Origin of the sequence: Klebsiella sp. X13, from assembly GCF_003323835.1 — a bacterium.
In the GTDB taxonomy this organism is placed as follows: domain Bacteria; phylum Pseudomonadota; class Gammaproteobacteria; order Enterobacterales; family Enterobacteriaceae; genus Klebsiella; species Klebsiella ornithinolytica.
In genome coordinates, this window is sequence record NZ_CP030874.1 from 92,132 (window position 1) to 106,420 (window position 14,289).

At 53.2% G+C, this 14,289-nt stretch carries 13 protein-coding genes and 1 tRNA gene; 5 read left to right on the plus strand and 9 right to left on the minus strand.

The annotated features are described in order from the left end of the window. Positions 1-129 precede the first annotated feature (129 nt). Both nlpA and DSD31_RS00445 read left to right on the plus strand, forming a co-directional pair. Positions 130-939: a lipoprotein NlpA gene (nlpA, locus tag DSD31_RS00440; RefSeq protein ID WP_015585503.1), complete on the plus strand. Its 810-nt coding sequence runs from the start codon at positions 130-132 to the stop codon at positions 937-939. 24 nt (positions 940-963) lie between these two features. After that, a complete protein-coding gene (locus tag DSD31_RS00445) occupies positions 964-1,824 on the plus strand; it encodes a DMT family transporter (RefSeq protein WP_004869025.1) in 861 nt (286 codons plus the stop codon). Here DSD31_RS00445 and DSD31_RS00450 read toward each other — a convergent pair. Next, on the minus strand, positions 1,816-2,370 hold the full coding sequence (locus DSD31_RS00450) for an NUDIX domain-containing protein (protein ID WP_004869023.1): 555 nt from the start codon (positions 2,368-2,370) through the stop codon (positions 1,816-1,818). The two genes, DSD31_RS00445 and DSD31_RS00450, sit on opposite strands and share 9 nt — an antisense overlap. 168 nt (positions 2,371-2,538) lie before the next feature. Here DSD31_RS00450 and DSD31_RS00455 point away from each other — a divergent pair, with 168 nt between their 5' ends. Next, a complete protein-coding gene (locus DSD31_RS00455; protein WP_071359042.1) occupies positions 2,539-3,318 on the plus strand; it encodes an MBL fold metallo-hydrolase in 780 nt (259 codons plus the stop codon). Positions 3,319-3,344: 26 nt separating this feature from the next. Beyond that, a complete protein-coding gene (locus DSD31_RS00460) occupies positions 3,345-4,298 on the plus strand; it encodes a GlxA family transcriptional regulator (protein WP_004869020.1) in 954 nt (317 codons plus the stop codon). Here DSD31_RS00460 and DSD31_RS00465 read toward each other — a convergent pair. From DSD31_RS00465 to DSD31_RS00495, 6 genes are all read right to left on the minus strand, one after another. Beyond that, on the minus strand, positions 4,295-5,344 hold the full coding sequence (locus DSD31_RS00465) for an NAD(P)-dependent alcohol dehydrogenase (protein ID WP_004869018.1): 1,050 nt from the start codon (positions 5,342-5,344) through the stop codon (positions 4,295-4,297). The genes DSD31_RS00460 and DSD31_RS00465 overlap by 4 nt on opposite strands. A 256-nt stretch (positions 5,345-5,600) precedes the next feature. Further along, positions 5,601-6,692: an acyltransferase family protein gene (locus DSD31_RS00470; protein ID WP_162786309.1), complete on the minus strand. Its 1,092-nt coding sequence runs from the start codon at positions 6,690-6,692 to the stop codon at positions 5,601-5,603. Positions 6,693-7,197: 505 nt separating this feature from the next. Beyond that, positions 7,198-7,497 (minus strand): putative quinol monooxygenase, encoded by a 300-nt coding sequence (locus DSD31_RS00475; protein WP_004869015.1) that lies wholly within the window; start codon positions 7,495-7,497, stop codon positions 7,198-7,200. A gap of 1 nt (position 7,498) precedes the next feature. Continuing rightward, positions 7,499-8,506 carry a zinc-binding alcohol dehydrogenase family protein gene (locus DSD31_RS00480; protein WP_015585507.1) on the minus strand — a complete coding sequence of 336 codons (1,008 nt, stop codon included), beginning with the start codon at positions 8,504-8,506 and terminating at the stop codon, positions 7,499-7,501. A gap of 340 nt (positions 8,507-8,846) precedes the next feature. After that, a complete protein-coding gene (locus DSD31_RS00490; protein ID WP_226949295.1) occupies positions 8,847-9,734 on the minus strand; it encodes a hypothetical protein in 888 nt (295 codons plus the stop codon). 308 nt (positions 9,735-10,042) lie between these two features. Next, positions 10,043-10,137: transfer RNA gene (locus DSD31_RS00495), tRNA-Sec, on the minus strand. Between the two features lie 337 nt (positions 10,138-10,474). Between DSD31_RS00495 and DSD31_RS00500 the strand changes: the two genes are divergently transcribed. Then, positions 10,475-11,212: a MurR/RpiR family transcriptional regulator gene (locus DSD31_RS00500; protein WP_004869009.1), complete on the plus strand. Its 738-nt coding sequence runs from the start codon at positions 10,475-10,477 to the stop codon at positions 11,210-11,212. A gap of 92 nt (positions 11,213-11,304) precedes the next feature. Here DSD31_RS00500 and DSD31_RS00505 read toward each other — a convergent pair whose 3' ends face one another. Beyond that, positions 11,305-12,684 carry a family 4 glycosyl hydrolase gene (locus DSD31_RS00505; RefSeq protein WP_004869008.1) on the minus strand — a complete coding sequence of 460 codons (1,380 nt, stop codon included), beginning with the start codon at positions 12,682-12,684 and terminating at the stop codon, positions 11,305-11,307. Positions 12,685-12,697: 13 nt separating this feature from the next. Further along, on the minus strand, positions 12,698-14,257 hold the full coding sequence (locus DSD31_RS00510) for a PTS transporter subunit EIIC (protein ID WP_015585509.1): 1,560 nt from the start codon (positions 14,255-14,257) through the stop codon (positions 12,698-12,700). Positions 14,258-14,289: the final 32 nt, after the last annotated feature.

Below are 14,289 nucleotides of genomic sequence, written 5' to 3' on the forward strand. Positions count from 1 at the left end.
TGAAGCCAACCACCGGTAGATGATTTTATTTCCGGTTGCTGTTTTTGCAGTTTAAAACCTGACCATAAAGTCGTTATAGTTTTGGACGAAAAATAATAACGACTTCTATGGACTGACAGGGTAAAAATGATGAAATTGCGTTTACGGACAGCCGCCGCCGTGGTGCTGGCGGGTCTGCTGCTGGCAGGCTGCGACCAGCAAGGTAGCGATGCGAAACACATTAAAGTCGGCGTCATCAACGGCGCGGAACAGGATGTCGCGGAAGTGGCTAAAAAGGTCGCCAAAGAGAAATATGGCCTGGATGTCGAGCTGGTGGGCTTCAGCGGTTCGCTTCTGCCTAACGAAGCGACGAACGCCGGCGATCTGGATGCTAACGTCTTCCAGCACCGGCCGTTCCTGGAGCAGGATAACAAAGCGCACGGCTACCATCTGGTGGCGGTCGGCAACACCTTCGTGTTCCCGATGGCGGGCTATTCACGCAAAATAAAATCGGTGGCCGATCTGCAAGACGGGGCGACTATCGCCATTCCGAACGATCCCACTAACCTGGGCCGCGCGTTGCTGCTGTTGCAAAAAGAGCAGCTGATTACCCTGAAGGCGGGGACTGGCCTGCTGCCTACGGCGGTCGATATCACCGCCAACCCGCGTCACCTGAACATTATGGAGCTGGAAGGGGCGCAGCTGCCGCGCGTGCTGGACGACCCGAAAGTGGATGTGGCGATTATCAGCACCACCTATCTTCAGCAAACCGGTCTCTCGCCGGTACATGACGGGATTTTTATTGAAGATAAAAACTCGCCGTACGTGAATATCATCGTGGCCCGCGAAGAGAATAAAGACGCGGAAAACGTGAAGGAATTTATGCAGTCCTATCAGTCGCCGGAAGTCGCCAGGGCGGCAGAGACTATCTTTAACGGTGGTGCGGTTCCCGGCTGGTAATCGTCAACACAAGGAGAGGTGAATATGGTCCGGCAGCGTCAGGCGGATTTACTGCTGGTAGCCGCTACGGTTATCGCCGCATGTGGGTGGATATTTTCTCGCGAAGCCATCGCGGGGATGCCGGTTTTCGCCTTCCTTGGGCTGCGTTTCTTTTTTGCGGCGCTGCTGCTGCTGCCGTTTTGTCGCGGCTTCCACGTGGAGAGGCGACACTGGCGGCAGATGACGATCGGCGGGCTGTGGTTTGCGCTGAACCTGTGTCTGTGGATCTACTCGGTCTCGACCACCGCCTCGCTGGGCGAGGGGGCGTTCATCATGAGCCTGTCGATGCTGTTTGTGCCGCTCACCGCATGGGTGATGATGAAAACACGCCCTGCCCGGGCATACTGGGAGTGCCTGCCGGTCGCGATCGTCGGCCTCGGGCTGCTGAGTCTGCATATGCCGATTGCCTTCCACCCCAGCCAGGGCTGGTTTCTGCTGACCGCGCTGGTGCAGTCGATCTGGTTTTGCTACACCAGCCGCTGCGCCCGCGATGTGCCCCTGATCCCGCTGACCACCGTGCAGCTGGCGATTACCGGGCTCGTCGGGCTGGGGATCTCCGCCGCCGTCGAAACCTGGGACCAGCCGTTTACGCTACCCACTTTCGGCTGGCTGCTGGCCAGTATTGTTATCGCCACCAGTCTGCGCTTCGGCCTGCAAATGAAGGGGCAGAAGTACGCGGCGGTGGCAAGCGCGGCGATTATCATGGTGCTGGAGCCGCTGTTGACGGTTATTGCCGCCGCGCTGTGGTACGGCGAACAGCTGCCGTTGCAAAAGATTATTGGCGGTATGTTAATCCTGGTGGCCCAGCTGTGGTTTCGCTGGCGGATGCTCAGGCCGTTACGCTAAACCGTGATGCTGCTGCGCCATCAGATGCAGCAGCGGCACCAGCGACAGCCCGTCAGGCATCTCGCCGCGGGCGATCAGCTGGCTAATTTCGGCGAAGGTAAACCAGCCTGTTTCCATCACCTCATCCTGATCCTCATCCATTCCGACATACGTCAGATCGCGGGCAAGCCAGGTGATAAACAGCTGGTCGCTGCTGCCATAGGAGGGGTTGTAGCGGATAATTTCTTCGGCCTGTTTCGCCTGATAGCCGGTCTCTTCCCGTAGCTCGCGCAGGGCCGCCGCGCGCGGCTCTTCCCCTTCATCAATACCGCCGGACGGAATAGCCCATACCACCTTATCGATCAGATACCGATAGTGGCGGATCAGCAGTACTTTGTCCTGCTGCATGGCGACAATCCCTACCGCCGGGCGCGGATAATGGACAGAGTAAAAATCGCGGCGCTCGGCGTCGGTGACGTCGATGGCCACCTTACGCATGCTGAACCACGGAGTGTGCGCAATCACTTCGGCGTCGTGCATATCGGCGACGGTCAGTCTCTTTTTCATCGTAGCCACTTCCTCAGAAAACGAGCGTTCAGGACATCATAGCCAGAGGCGGATAGCAACCGCAGAAAGTTGGCCCAATCTCATCGATCATTGCCCAAATGCCCATATTGCGCCAGGCTGGTGGGACGTACGATGTTCGCCAGATAACCGCGAAGAGGAGTGAACATCATGAAAATGACCCATATCCGTAACTCAACTCAGATTATTGAATATGCAGGAAAAAAGTTCCTGATTGACCCGATGCTGGCGGATAGTGGCGCCTGGCCGGGATTCCCGGGCACCGCCCGCGCAGAGCTGCGTAACCCGTTGGTCGGACTGCCTTTTTCCCTTGAAACTATTATTGATGTCGATGCGGCGATCGTCACCCATACGCATGATGATCATTGGGATGAGGCGGCGATCGCCGCGATCCCGAAGACGCTGCCGGTTTTTGTCCAGCATGACGGTGATGCCGGACTGCTGCGTGGACAGGGATTTCAGGATGTCCGCCTGCTGTCGGAAGAGAGTGAGTTTGCCGGCATCCGCTTACAGAAAACTACTTCCGGGCAGCATGGCAGCGACCGCACCTATGCCGTGCCGGCTATGGCGGAGCGCCTGGGCGAAGCCTGCGGCGTGGTGTTTCGCCATCCGCAGGAGAAGACGCTGTGGCTGGTGGGCGATACCATCTGGCGCCCTGAAATTGAGGCCGATATGCTACGGCTGCGTCCCGATGTGGTGGTGCTGAATGCCGGCTACGCGCACGTGATTGGATTCGGGCCGATTATCATGGGCAAAGAAGATGTGCTGAAAGCCCATTTTACCCTGCCAGAGGCGAAAATTGTCGCTATCCATCTTGAAGCGGTCAATCACTGCCTGCTGAGCCGCGAGGAGCTGCGCGAATACGTGGCGGACAATCAGATTGCCGATTCTGTCAGCATCCCGCAGGATGGGGAAAGTATGATCTTTTAAGCCCGCCGCGGGGAACGGAGAGGATGATGAAATTAACCGATGTCGCAATTGTTGCCGTGGACGGGTTCAGCCCTTTTCACTACTCGGTTCCCTGCATGTTGTTTGGCGATAGCGTCTCGGAAACGAAACGTTTTAAGCTGCAGATTTGCGCCGAACGGCCGGGATTGTTGACCGCGCCCGACGGCTTTGCGCTCAACGCCAGCGCGGATTTCACCGCCCTTGAGCAGGCTGATATCGTGGTGGTGCCTTACTGGGGAGCGGTGCATCAGCGTCCGCCCCAGTCGTTGCTGGATAGCCTGGTGCGGGCAAGGGAGAACGGCGCTGAAATCGTCGGGCTATGCCTCGGCGCCTTTGTTCTCGGCTATGCCGGGCTGCTGGATGGCAAACGGGCGGCGACCCACTGGGAGTTTGAGCAGGCGTTTCAGCGGCAGTTTCCCGAGGTGCGGCTGGATATCAATGCGCTGTACGTCGATGACCAGCGGATCATCACTTCAGCGGGCACCGCGGCGGCGCTCGACTGCTGCCTGTATATCATTCGCCAGCGTTTCGGCAGCCTCGCGGCGAATCAGATCGCCCGACGTATGATCGTGCCGCCCCATCGTGAAGGGGGCCAGGCGCAGTTTATCGCCCAGCCGGTACCGAAAAATACCCGCGACGCGCGGATTAACGGCCTGCTGGAGTATCTCCAGCAGCATATCGCCGAACCGCACAACCTCGACTCGCTGGCGCAGGTGGTAGCAATGAGCCGGCGCACGCTGACTCGTCACTTCACCAGGGCCACCGGCATGAGCATTGCCGACTGGCTGACCATTGAACGTCTGCGGCGCAGTCAGCTCCTGCTCGAAACGGGGAATATGCCCGTCGAGCAGGTGGCGGAAAGCGTTGGATTCCGCTCCGCCGTGACCTGGCGCCAGCAGTTTAAATCCCGCTTTGGCGTCAGCCCGGCGGAGTGGCGGCGCACCTTCCGCCGCGGGACTTAACCGGCGAGCGTCGCGCTGTCGATCACGAAGCGATATTTGACATCGCCTTTGACCATACGCTCCCAGGCTTCGTTGATCTGATCGGCGCGAATCAGCTCAATATCGGCGACGATGCTGTGTTCGGCGCAGAAATCGAGCATCTCCTGAGTTTCCGGGATCCCGCCTATCATCGAGCCCGCAATCGCACGACGGCGAAATATCAGATTAAACACTTCCGGCGAAGGATGCGGGCTGGCCGGCGCGCCGACCAGGGTCAGAGTGCCATCGCGTTTGAGTAACGTGGTGAAGGCATCGAGATTGTGCGGCGCCGCTACGGTGTTGAGGATGAAATCGAAGCTTTTCACGTGGGCGGCCATTTCATCCTCGTTGCGTGAGACAACCACCTCATCCGCGCCCAGCGCTTTTGCCGCTTCCCGCTTCGATTCTGAGGTGGTAAAGGCCACCACGTGGGCGCCCATGGCGTGGGCCAACTTAATTCCCATATGTCCCAACCCGCCAATACCCACAATGCCGACTTTTTTCCCCGGCCCGACGTTCCAGTGACGCAGCGGAGAGTAGGTGGTAATCCCCGCGCAGAGCAGCGGCGCCACGGCGGCGAGTTGTTCCTTCGGATGGCGAATATGCAGCACGTAGCGCTCGTGTACCACAATCTGCTGCGAATAGCCGCCGAGGGTGTGTCCAGGCGCGTCTGCCGTGGGGCCGTTGTAGGTGAGAATCATATGGTCGCAGTAGTTTTCCAGTCCTGCTTCGCACTCTTCACACTGTTTACAGCTGTCGACCATACAGCCGACGCCGACCAGGTCGCCAACGTTGAACCCCGAGACCTGATTGCCGATGGCGGTCACCTGGCCGACGATTTCATGCCCCGGCACGCAAGGATAGAGCGTACCGGCCCATTCAGATCGTGCCTGATGAAGGTCGGAGTGGCAGACGCCGCAGTAATCGATGGCGATCTGCACATCGTGGGGGCCCGGGTCGCGGCGGGAGATAGCCATCGATTTCAGCGGTTGGGTGGCGGAGTACGTACCAATAGCATTGATCTGCATAGCGAAACCTCTTTCTGAATGAACGTGCTGGATGATTCGGAGGGGATGACCTGCTTTTTGGCGGCAACGGTAAGCGTAGCCTGGCCAGCGCGGGGCGTGGGGAAAATAAGGTGCCCACGTTATTTCGGTTGTTATTTAATGAAACGTATACTGATTATGCGAGGCGGGTAGGGAGAAGCGTACTCTGTTAATTACGGGGTACGCAACAATAAAAAACGCCGGACTTCCGGCGTTTGAGTAGTCATAAATGTGCTATTTATGTTCCAAGATCATGATTTGTTGGTATATTTATTACCGGCGCTTTGGCCTTCTTAATAAAAGAAGAGAGTGCTGAGCCAAATCGGATGAAGTGCTTTTCGCACAGATGCCATGAGAGATAGCCCAGAAAGAGTGCGGCCACCAGCGAGGCAAATTGATTGAAAATAATCCCGTGATCCTTAAAATATTTCGCTATTATTTGCTGTGCCGGAAATCCCCATAAATAGACTCCGTAGGAGATATCAACTTTAGGTTTCAGGCGTAAAATCATTTTATGCGAGGAAATATAAAGTAGCGAAAGAAAAAGAGAAGCATAGGCAAAATAGGGGGAATAGACCGTGCCGTGAAGAATATAGTATAGCGTCGCGAATCCCAGGCAGTGGCTAAGTTTTATCTCTATAATCTCCTTGTTCAGAGCCATGATCGCGCCAAATGCAAAACAGGGAGAAAGAAAATCTACCTCGGGGTTGGGAATAACCCAAGGGAACAGTATCCTTGATGCCAGGAAGGGTTCGAGCAAAATAAGAGCAAAAAGCGATATGCTCAGCTTTTTAGAGTTGAGAAGTCCTGTGGCATAAAGGGAAAACAGAAGTACATAGGCAAATACTTCATACGGTATAGTCCACAGGGAACCATTGACTACATTCGGATAGGGATTTCCAGAAAATAGCCCCGGGAGAGTAAACTGCGGAACCATGGCCGCTATATTCCACGTATAGCTATAGACCTCTGGTCGGGATAAATAATCTGTTACGGAAAGTGATGTCAACAGAGGTCCGATAATAAAAGCCGTCACCAGACTCGATGCAATCAGTGCGGGCCAAATACGAAAAAGGCGGGAAATCGTAAAGCGAATCAAATCTCCATTATTTATCAGTGAGTTAGTGACAACCAAGCCACTTAAAAAGAAGAATATTTTTACCGCGAGCGATCCTGAGTAATCAGAAGGGATAAGATGGCTGATAAAATCCGTCTTCCCGGGCTGCGGCGAAATTGCATAGGCATGGCCATAAATCACCATGCAAGCTGCAATTACTCTAAATAAATCTATGTTATTATTATCTTTTTTTAAGACGTCAGAAAGCTTCAATGCCACCCCTTATGTATAATATTTTATACATGATCATTCCTGAGTTATTTGTTCTTAATAATCAATTTAAGCGTTCAATGTTTTTAACAGTATGAATTTTTTTAAAATTTTTAAACGTTCATCATTTTATTTCTTTTGGCAGAATTTAATTATTCTTATCATCATCGTTAAAAGGACTCCCGGAGAGGAAACCCTTAATACAGTCAAGACAGCTTTAAAAGCTATTAGCTCATATGAGTTAATTACACAACTTTATCAGAATGCCCTGAAGAATAAACCTGAAAAGATTTGTAATAAATTGACATGTATCACATTTTACATCCTTTGTCTGACCACAGCATGATAAATGTACACCTTCAATCCTTGCTGCCGATCACATGAGTTTCCGGCACTGGTTTATTGATAATAGAGGGTGTATGCGGGCGTTAACATCTGTTGATGATGAGGGGAGAATCAGGAACGGCGTGCTTCCCTGAGGGCAGGGAAGCCGTATTTAACGACACCTTTATTCAACCGGTGTCAGATAATCCAGGCGCAGCGGTTCAGCCAGCAGGCTGTCCATTTGCGCGATAAAGGCCTGAAAGTGCGGCAGGGCGATGTGCGCCTCCAGCGCGGACGGGTCACGCCACGACTCGCGCATGTAGAAGGTGTCCGGCGCATCGCGCAGCTGAAACAGGGCGTAATCCAGATTACCCGCTTCCTGACGGGTCGGCTGTAACAGCGCTTTCAGCGCCTGCCGCAGATCGGCCGTTTTTCCCGGTTTGGCTTTCAGAACCGCAATGGCAGATACCGTGTCGCTCGTCATCTTAAAACCCTTCCAGCACGATTTTGCCGACCGCGCGCCCGGTTTCCAGCTGGGTGTGCGCTCTCTGCAGGTTACTGGCGTTGATTGGACCGTAATGCTCGCCCAGGGTCGTTTTGATGGTCTTATCGTCAATCAGGGCCGCCACCCGGGTCAGCAGCTGATGCTGGGCCAGCATATCCGGTGTTTCAAACATCGAACGAGTGAACATAAACTCCCAGTGCAGCGAAATGCTTTTGGCCTTCAGCGGGCGGGCATCGAGGGTTTCCGGATCGTCAATCAACGCCAGCTTGCCCTGTGGGGCGAGGGCCGCAATCAGCTGCGCGTAATGTTGTTCAGTACTGTTGAGGCTGGCGACGTGCGTCACGGCGTTTACCCCAATCCGCGCCAGTTCTTCGCTGAGCGGCTTGCTGTGATCGATAACATGGTGTGCTCCGGCATCAAGTACCCATTTTTGGCTTTCCGGGCGCGAAGCGGTGCCGATGATCGTCATACGCGTCAGTTTGCGCGCCAGCTGCGTGAGAATGGAGCCGACGCCGCCCGCCGCGCCGACAATCAGCAGCACATCCCCGGCGTTGCCGCCTTCCTGCACGCCAAGACGGTCGAACAACAATTCCCATGCGGTGATGGCGGTCAGCGGCAGGGCGGCGGCAGAGGCGTTATCCAGCGAGCGCGGCTTCAGGGCGACGATCCGTTCGTCGACGAGCTGAAACTCGCTATTACTTCCCGCGCGCCCCAGCGCACCGGCATACCAGACTTCATCGCCCGGCGCGAACAGCGTGACCGCCTCGCCAACCGATTTTACGACGCCAACCGCATCCCAGCCCAGCACGCGCGGGGTATCGCCGGTAAATCCGGCGCGGACTTTGGTATCCACCGGATTCACGGAAATCGCCTTCACTTCAATGAGCAGGTCATGCCCTGCAGCAACCGGAACCGGCAGCTCGATGGCGCTTAAAAATGGGACGTTACTGCCTGCGGTAGCGGCGCGGGTAATGGCAATCGCTTTCATATACTCTCCGGTTTTAAATGGGATTTCTGTGGGAATCCATTAATGGTAGACCCCTGATGGGAAGGGAAAAACGGGGCCTGGGCGATAAGAGTTATATTGAAAAGCTGAAAATCGGTTTGGGGATAGATTTTGAACTTCCTGCCAGAATGACTGAGTCGTTTGGAAATTGCACCACTCTGCCCTGATGCATTCATTAGAATTTATTCGACCTCAGGCATCTCCTGATGTTTGAAGCCGTGAGACGCTAACATCAAGAGCAGACCGATGTGAGAAAGGTAAGACGATGAGTATGCGCAGCAATCAGGGATTCTCACCAGTATGAGAATGCCCTTTTCCAATATCAGCTTATTGCACCTAATGTACATTCAACTTTTGATTTTATCTCCGCGGCATCTTTCTTGCTGACTTCAATAAAGCCCTGCGCATCATATGGCACTTGCCTTGTTTGCTCGTCTTTAAACACCTGTGGGCTAATATCTATCCATGCTTTATCTTTCAGTTTTCTGGCATAGAAAGACAACTCATGATTGTTATAGGTAATTTTTGCCAATACTTTGCCTTGAGCTGTCCTGAAATCGCTATAGCAAACCGCCTTATTATCCAGTGTTATTTTGGTCGGGTCTGCAGGAGTGAGTTTTGGCGGAGTTAGTGTTTGGGTGCTCAGTTGCTGATTTCTGACCAGCGCAGCGCCAGAATGTTTACCATTGTCGTAGCAGATGGAGCCAATGGCCAGAAAGAGAGCAAGCGTAATGATGGATTGTAGCCAAAATCTATTGCCCGCTTTCTCTAATTTAGCTTGTTGTTCTTTCACCTTTGCATTCAGGTTAAGAACTTCTCTGGCTAATTCCCGGCTTTCTACCTGGACCGTCGCTAAAGCCTCTATGCTCTTATTTGCTGCCTTCAGATTGTTAGTCGCGATGGCGTATTGATCGCGTAAGTTTGAGAGTTTTAACGCATTCAGATCGGCTTCTCTTTTGCACTGTATTGCAACACGTTTAGTCTGGTGGAGATCGTCTTCAAGAGCGTTAATTTTACGCTTCAGCCCGTTAACTTCTGCTGTGTTATCCGCATGCCGATCCTCGTCTTCATCGACTTTCAGACGCAGCAAATCAGCAGGATTAATCCCGAGTTTTTGCATATTTGCTGCCGCCATTTTTAAGGCGGTGGCTGCTTCATTGGCACTACTATTATGAAGTGCAGAGCTAATAAGTTTCTTTATTCTTTTCATTTATATGGTTGGGATATATTTTTACAGCATTTTACGCTTTTAAATTTTTTGGATAAGGTCGGTTTGATCAAAAAACAACGCAATCTCTAGACGAATCCTATAACCGGCAATGAAGGAAGAACGCATCAAATAATACGATTCATCACCAGGAACGAAGGCAATGCGCGACATCCTGTTCTGGGTTTGGCGAGCGTTGCAGATGATGGTGTATTTTTTGCGCGGATGTCAGCAACCATCGATGGTCGCCTATGGACGATAGTTTTCTTCGCGTATTTTTTAATGAGAAAGTGACGAACGGGGGAGCATTTTGGCGGAAGATCACAGGAGTTGAACCTGCCCGGGACCGCTGGCGGCCCCAACTGGATTTGAAGTCCAGCCACCTCACCGGAGATGACGATCTTCCGCGCCTCGATTGCTACATGGAGGCGGGGCGCATTATAGCTACTTTCAGGCATTTACCACATACCTGAACGCACTTTTTTACTGTTAAAACTGGACTTTACAGAACAGTCTGACACAAACCCTCGTAAAATCCGCGGGTTACACTTTTATATTTTTTCTGCGAGGGCGATCTGGCAGGAAAAAACGACGCTGGAGAGATACGCAGCCGCCACCTTACGTCTCAGCCAGCAGGGCGCATGCATGCCATGTCGCTATTCGCCCTTTCCTGCCAGTGAGTTCCCCCACAGACACTCTTGCCGTTTGGTGGTAGCGTAATCTGCCGCTGAGAGGAGCCCGCCATGGACTTAGAAAATATCTTTCGTGACGTCAAGCTGAGCAAAACGGAAATGACCGTGCTGCGTTTTATCCAGAATGACCCTGAGCAGTGTGTGCGGGAAGGTATCCGCAGCGTCGCTGAGCGCTGCTATAGCAACCCCTCCTCGCTGGTGCGGCTGGCGAAGAAACTGAAGTTCAGCGGCTGGCTGGAGCTGGTCTATTTTATTAAATTCAATATCACCATGCCGAAACTCGATGTCACCAACGACATCGACTACATGAGTATTCAGCCGACAGAGCGGCTGGCGCCGCTGCTGGAAAGCCTGCAGCAGCACCGCATCCTGGTTCACGGCAGCGGCTTCTCGCAGCTGATCGCGCAATATATTTATAATAAGTTTCTGGTGACCGGCGTGAACGCCAGCCTCGCGCTGTGGCCGGATTACGAAATCCTGGAGCAGAAAAATGCGGCGAAATTTGACTCCATCTGGATCGTCTCAAAATCCGGGCGCAGCAGCTCGGCTCTGAACTGGGTTAAGGCGCTGGAAGGGAAAGAGATTAATCTGGTCTGCTTTACCGGCGATTATCAAAGCCCGTTGGCGCAGGCGGCGGATACCGCATTTATTATTCATGACCCGCAGAAGTTCGACGATGATATTTACTGGAGCAACCCGTTTTTTGGCTACTGCATATTAGGTTTTGAACGATTGCTGAAGATGTGGTTCATCGAAATGCGAAAAGAGACGCTGACTCCCCCGGTATGACTGGCTATTGATTCAGGCGCCCCGCTGAGAGAAAGCGGGGAAAGCCCGGGAGCCGATGTTCCCGGGCAAGTGCAGGTTTTCTTCGTTACCGACTATTGCCAGTCGGCGAACTGCGCCTCGTCGAGATAGGCCTCGACAAGGGCTTTGGCCAGCGAAAAAGAGCCGATCAGCGGGTGCGCCATTAATGCGCGTATCGCCAGGGATTTATCGCGCTGCAAAATGGCCGCCACTGCCAGCCGCTCATACTCTTTCACGCTGGCAATCATGTTCTTCTGCGCTGTCGGTACGTGCGCTGGCGTCACCGGTTTTAAGCCGTCTCTGCTCAGATCGCAGCTGATCTCAATCACATCGTCAGGACGCAAGAAATCGAGAGTGCCATTATTGGGCATAGAGACCACGATTCGTTTGGTGGTGCGGCTGTTGACCGCCTCCAGAATATCCAGCGCTACCCCGGCGTAGCCGCCGGTATCCGGCTCCTCGATAAACTGGCGCAGGGTTAACGGTTCGCGGGTATGGAATTTCTCCTGCTGTGACTCGTTCTGCATGTAGCTATTTTCCCGGCGCAGGTAGTGCGTCATCCACAGAGAAAACGCCGCCTGCGGATCGGCTTTCACATCAATGCCGCGCAGCGCGTCCCGCATATCGCGATTGATACGGGCAATCTGCTCGCCGCGTGTTTCGTCCGCGTCCTGAATCGCTTTTAACGCCACTTCGCGATAATAGTAATAATAGAGGTACTCGTTGAGTAATTGCTTATCACACAGCTGAACCAGCTCCGGCGAGAAATACTGCATCGCCGTTTTACGATATAAATCCGGGTTGGCGATCAGGCGTTCGGTCACCTCTTCCCCACGCACGGTAATGTGGGTAAACCAGGAAAAATGGTTCAGCCCGTAGCACTCGACGCTGAGATCGCGCTCGTCGCAGCCGAGAATCTCGGGCAGTTCGCGAATCAGCTCCGACGGCGCATCGCAAATACCGTACACCCGGCGCTTAAAGCCGGACTTGATGATCGCCTCGGTGACCAGCCCCGATGGGTTGGTAAAGTTAAACAGGATCGCATCCTCGGCGGCATGCTCTTCGATCAGGCGACAGTAGTTGAGGATCGCCGGGATCGAACGCATCGCCATGGCAAAGCCGCCCGCGCCGGTAGTCTCCTGGCCTAAGGTATTATGCTCAAGCGCAATACGCTCATCGCGAATACGACTCTCATCGCCGCCAACCCGCAGGGTGGTAATCACATAATTTGTGCCTTTCAGCGCAGCGACCGGATCGGTGGTCGTACTGAACGCAATATCCGGACGAATCGTATTAAACACGTAACGGGCAATTTCACCAAACAGGGCCAGATTATCTTCCGAGCTGTCCAGAAATACGACTTCCGTTAAACCTATGCGGTGGGCATTATAAGCCAGAGATTTCGCCAGAAATGCAGAGCGAACGCCGCCCCCGCCTAATACGGTTAATTTCATACATCACTCCCAATTAATTTTCTGCCAGCCAGCTATCAACTCGGGAACGAACCTGTCCCACTTTGACGCCATAAATAACCTGAACTTCATTACGATTTCGTACGACGCCATTAGCACCGGTGCTTTTCAATATGAGATCATCAACCAAATCCATATTTTTAATGACCACGCGCAGGCGAGTGAAACAGTTGTCGACCGAAATAATATTTTCTTTGCCGCCGAGGCCACTAATAATCTCATCGGTCACCGACTGCGGATTACCGACCTTTTTACGATAATCTGCTTTGCTGTAGAGCTTCACGTTATCGTCGTCTTCACGGCCCGGTGTTTTTAAATTCAGCTTCACCACCAGGGTGCGGAAAATAACGTAATAAACGGCGAACTGACCGATACCGATAAGTACATACCCAGGCCAGCGCGTTAATGAGACCGGCAGCGGCAGGTTGTAAATCAGGAATTCGATAAGCCCGGATGCGCCCCACGGCCGAACGGTAAAGATGTCACAAACCGCTTGTGACGCGGCGGTCAGGGTGGCGTGAATCACCCAGAGCAGCGGCGACACGAACAGGAAGGTGAACTCAATCGGTTCCGTAATACCGGTGAGCATTGAGGTAATAATGGCGGGCAGCAGAATCGCCTTAGCCATCATTTTTTTCTCCGGTTTCGCCGTGTGATAAAAGGCCAGCGATGCGCCAGCGAGGCCGAAAATCGTGGTCATCCCCTGCTGCGAGAAACGTAGCGCATCGTTCATGACCGGGGTCAGATCCGGGTGGCGCATATAGGCGAGGAAAATCGCCTGGGTACCGGAAACGACCTGCCCGTCAACGTTTAGCGTACCGCCGATTTGCGTGAGCTGGAACGGTGACCAGACAAAATGGTGCAGGCCGGTGGGGATGAGGAATTTTTCAAAGAAGCCATAAACGAAAACCCCCGCCACGCCGGCATTTTTCATAAATCCGGTTAACGCTCCAATACCGTGGGTCATAAACGGCCAGATCCAGGTGAAGGCGATGGCATAGAAAATCACCACCGGAGTCATGGCGACCAGGGTCAGCTTGGCGCCGCCGTACATTGACAGCGCGCCGGGTAGTTCGATGTTCGAAACTTTGTTATGCACCCAGGCGATGGTACAGCCGAGGATAATGCCGAGGAACACCCCCATATCGACGACCACAAAACCGAGCAGTTGCGTCTGACCGGTGCCGTAATATTCGCCATTAATTTTTTCGGCGATGCCGTGGGTATGTTCCAGCCACGAATGGTTGGCGCCCAGAAACATAATAAAACACATCACTGAAACCAGTGCGACTTCTGTTTTTTTATCTTTCGCCAGTCCATAACTAATACCGACGCAAAAAAGTAATCCAAGATTGCCAAACAGCGGCCAGAACGTATCACCGAGTAATTGTCCTAGCTGATGTAAAAAACTGGTTTCAGAAATTAATGTCGGGTTGGTTAAGACAGAACTGAGTGCCAGAATCAGGCCAATGACGGGCAAGAACAAGACTGCACCGATCATTGCTCTGGAGAATTTTTGCATATTCTCCAGAATACGTTGACGTATTGCGGACATAGTCGTTCCTTTATTTTTATATTTACATAGGG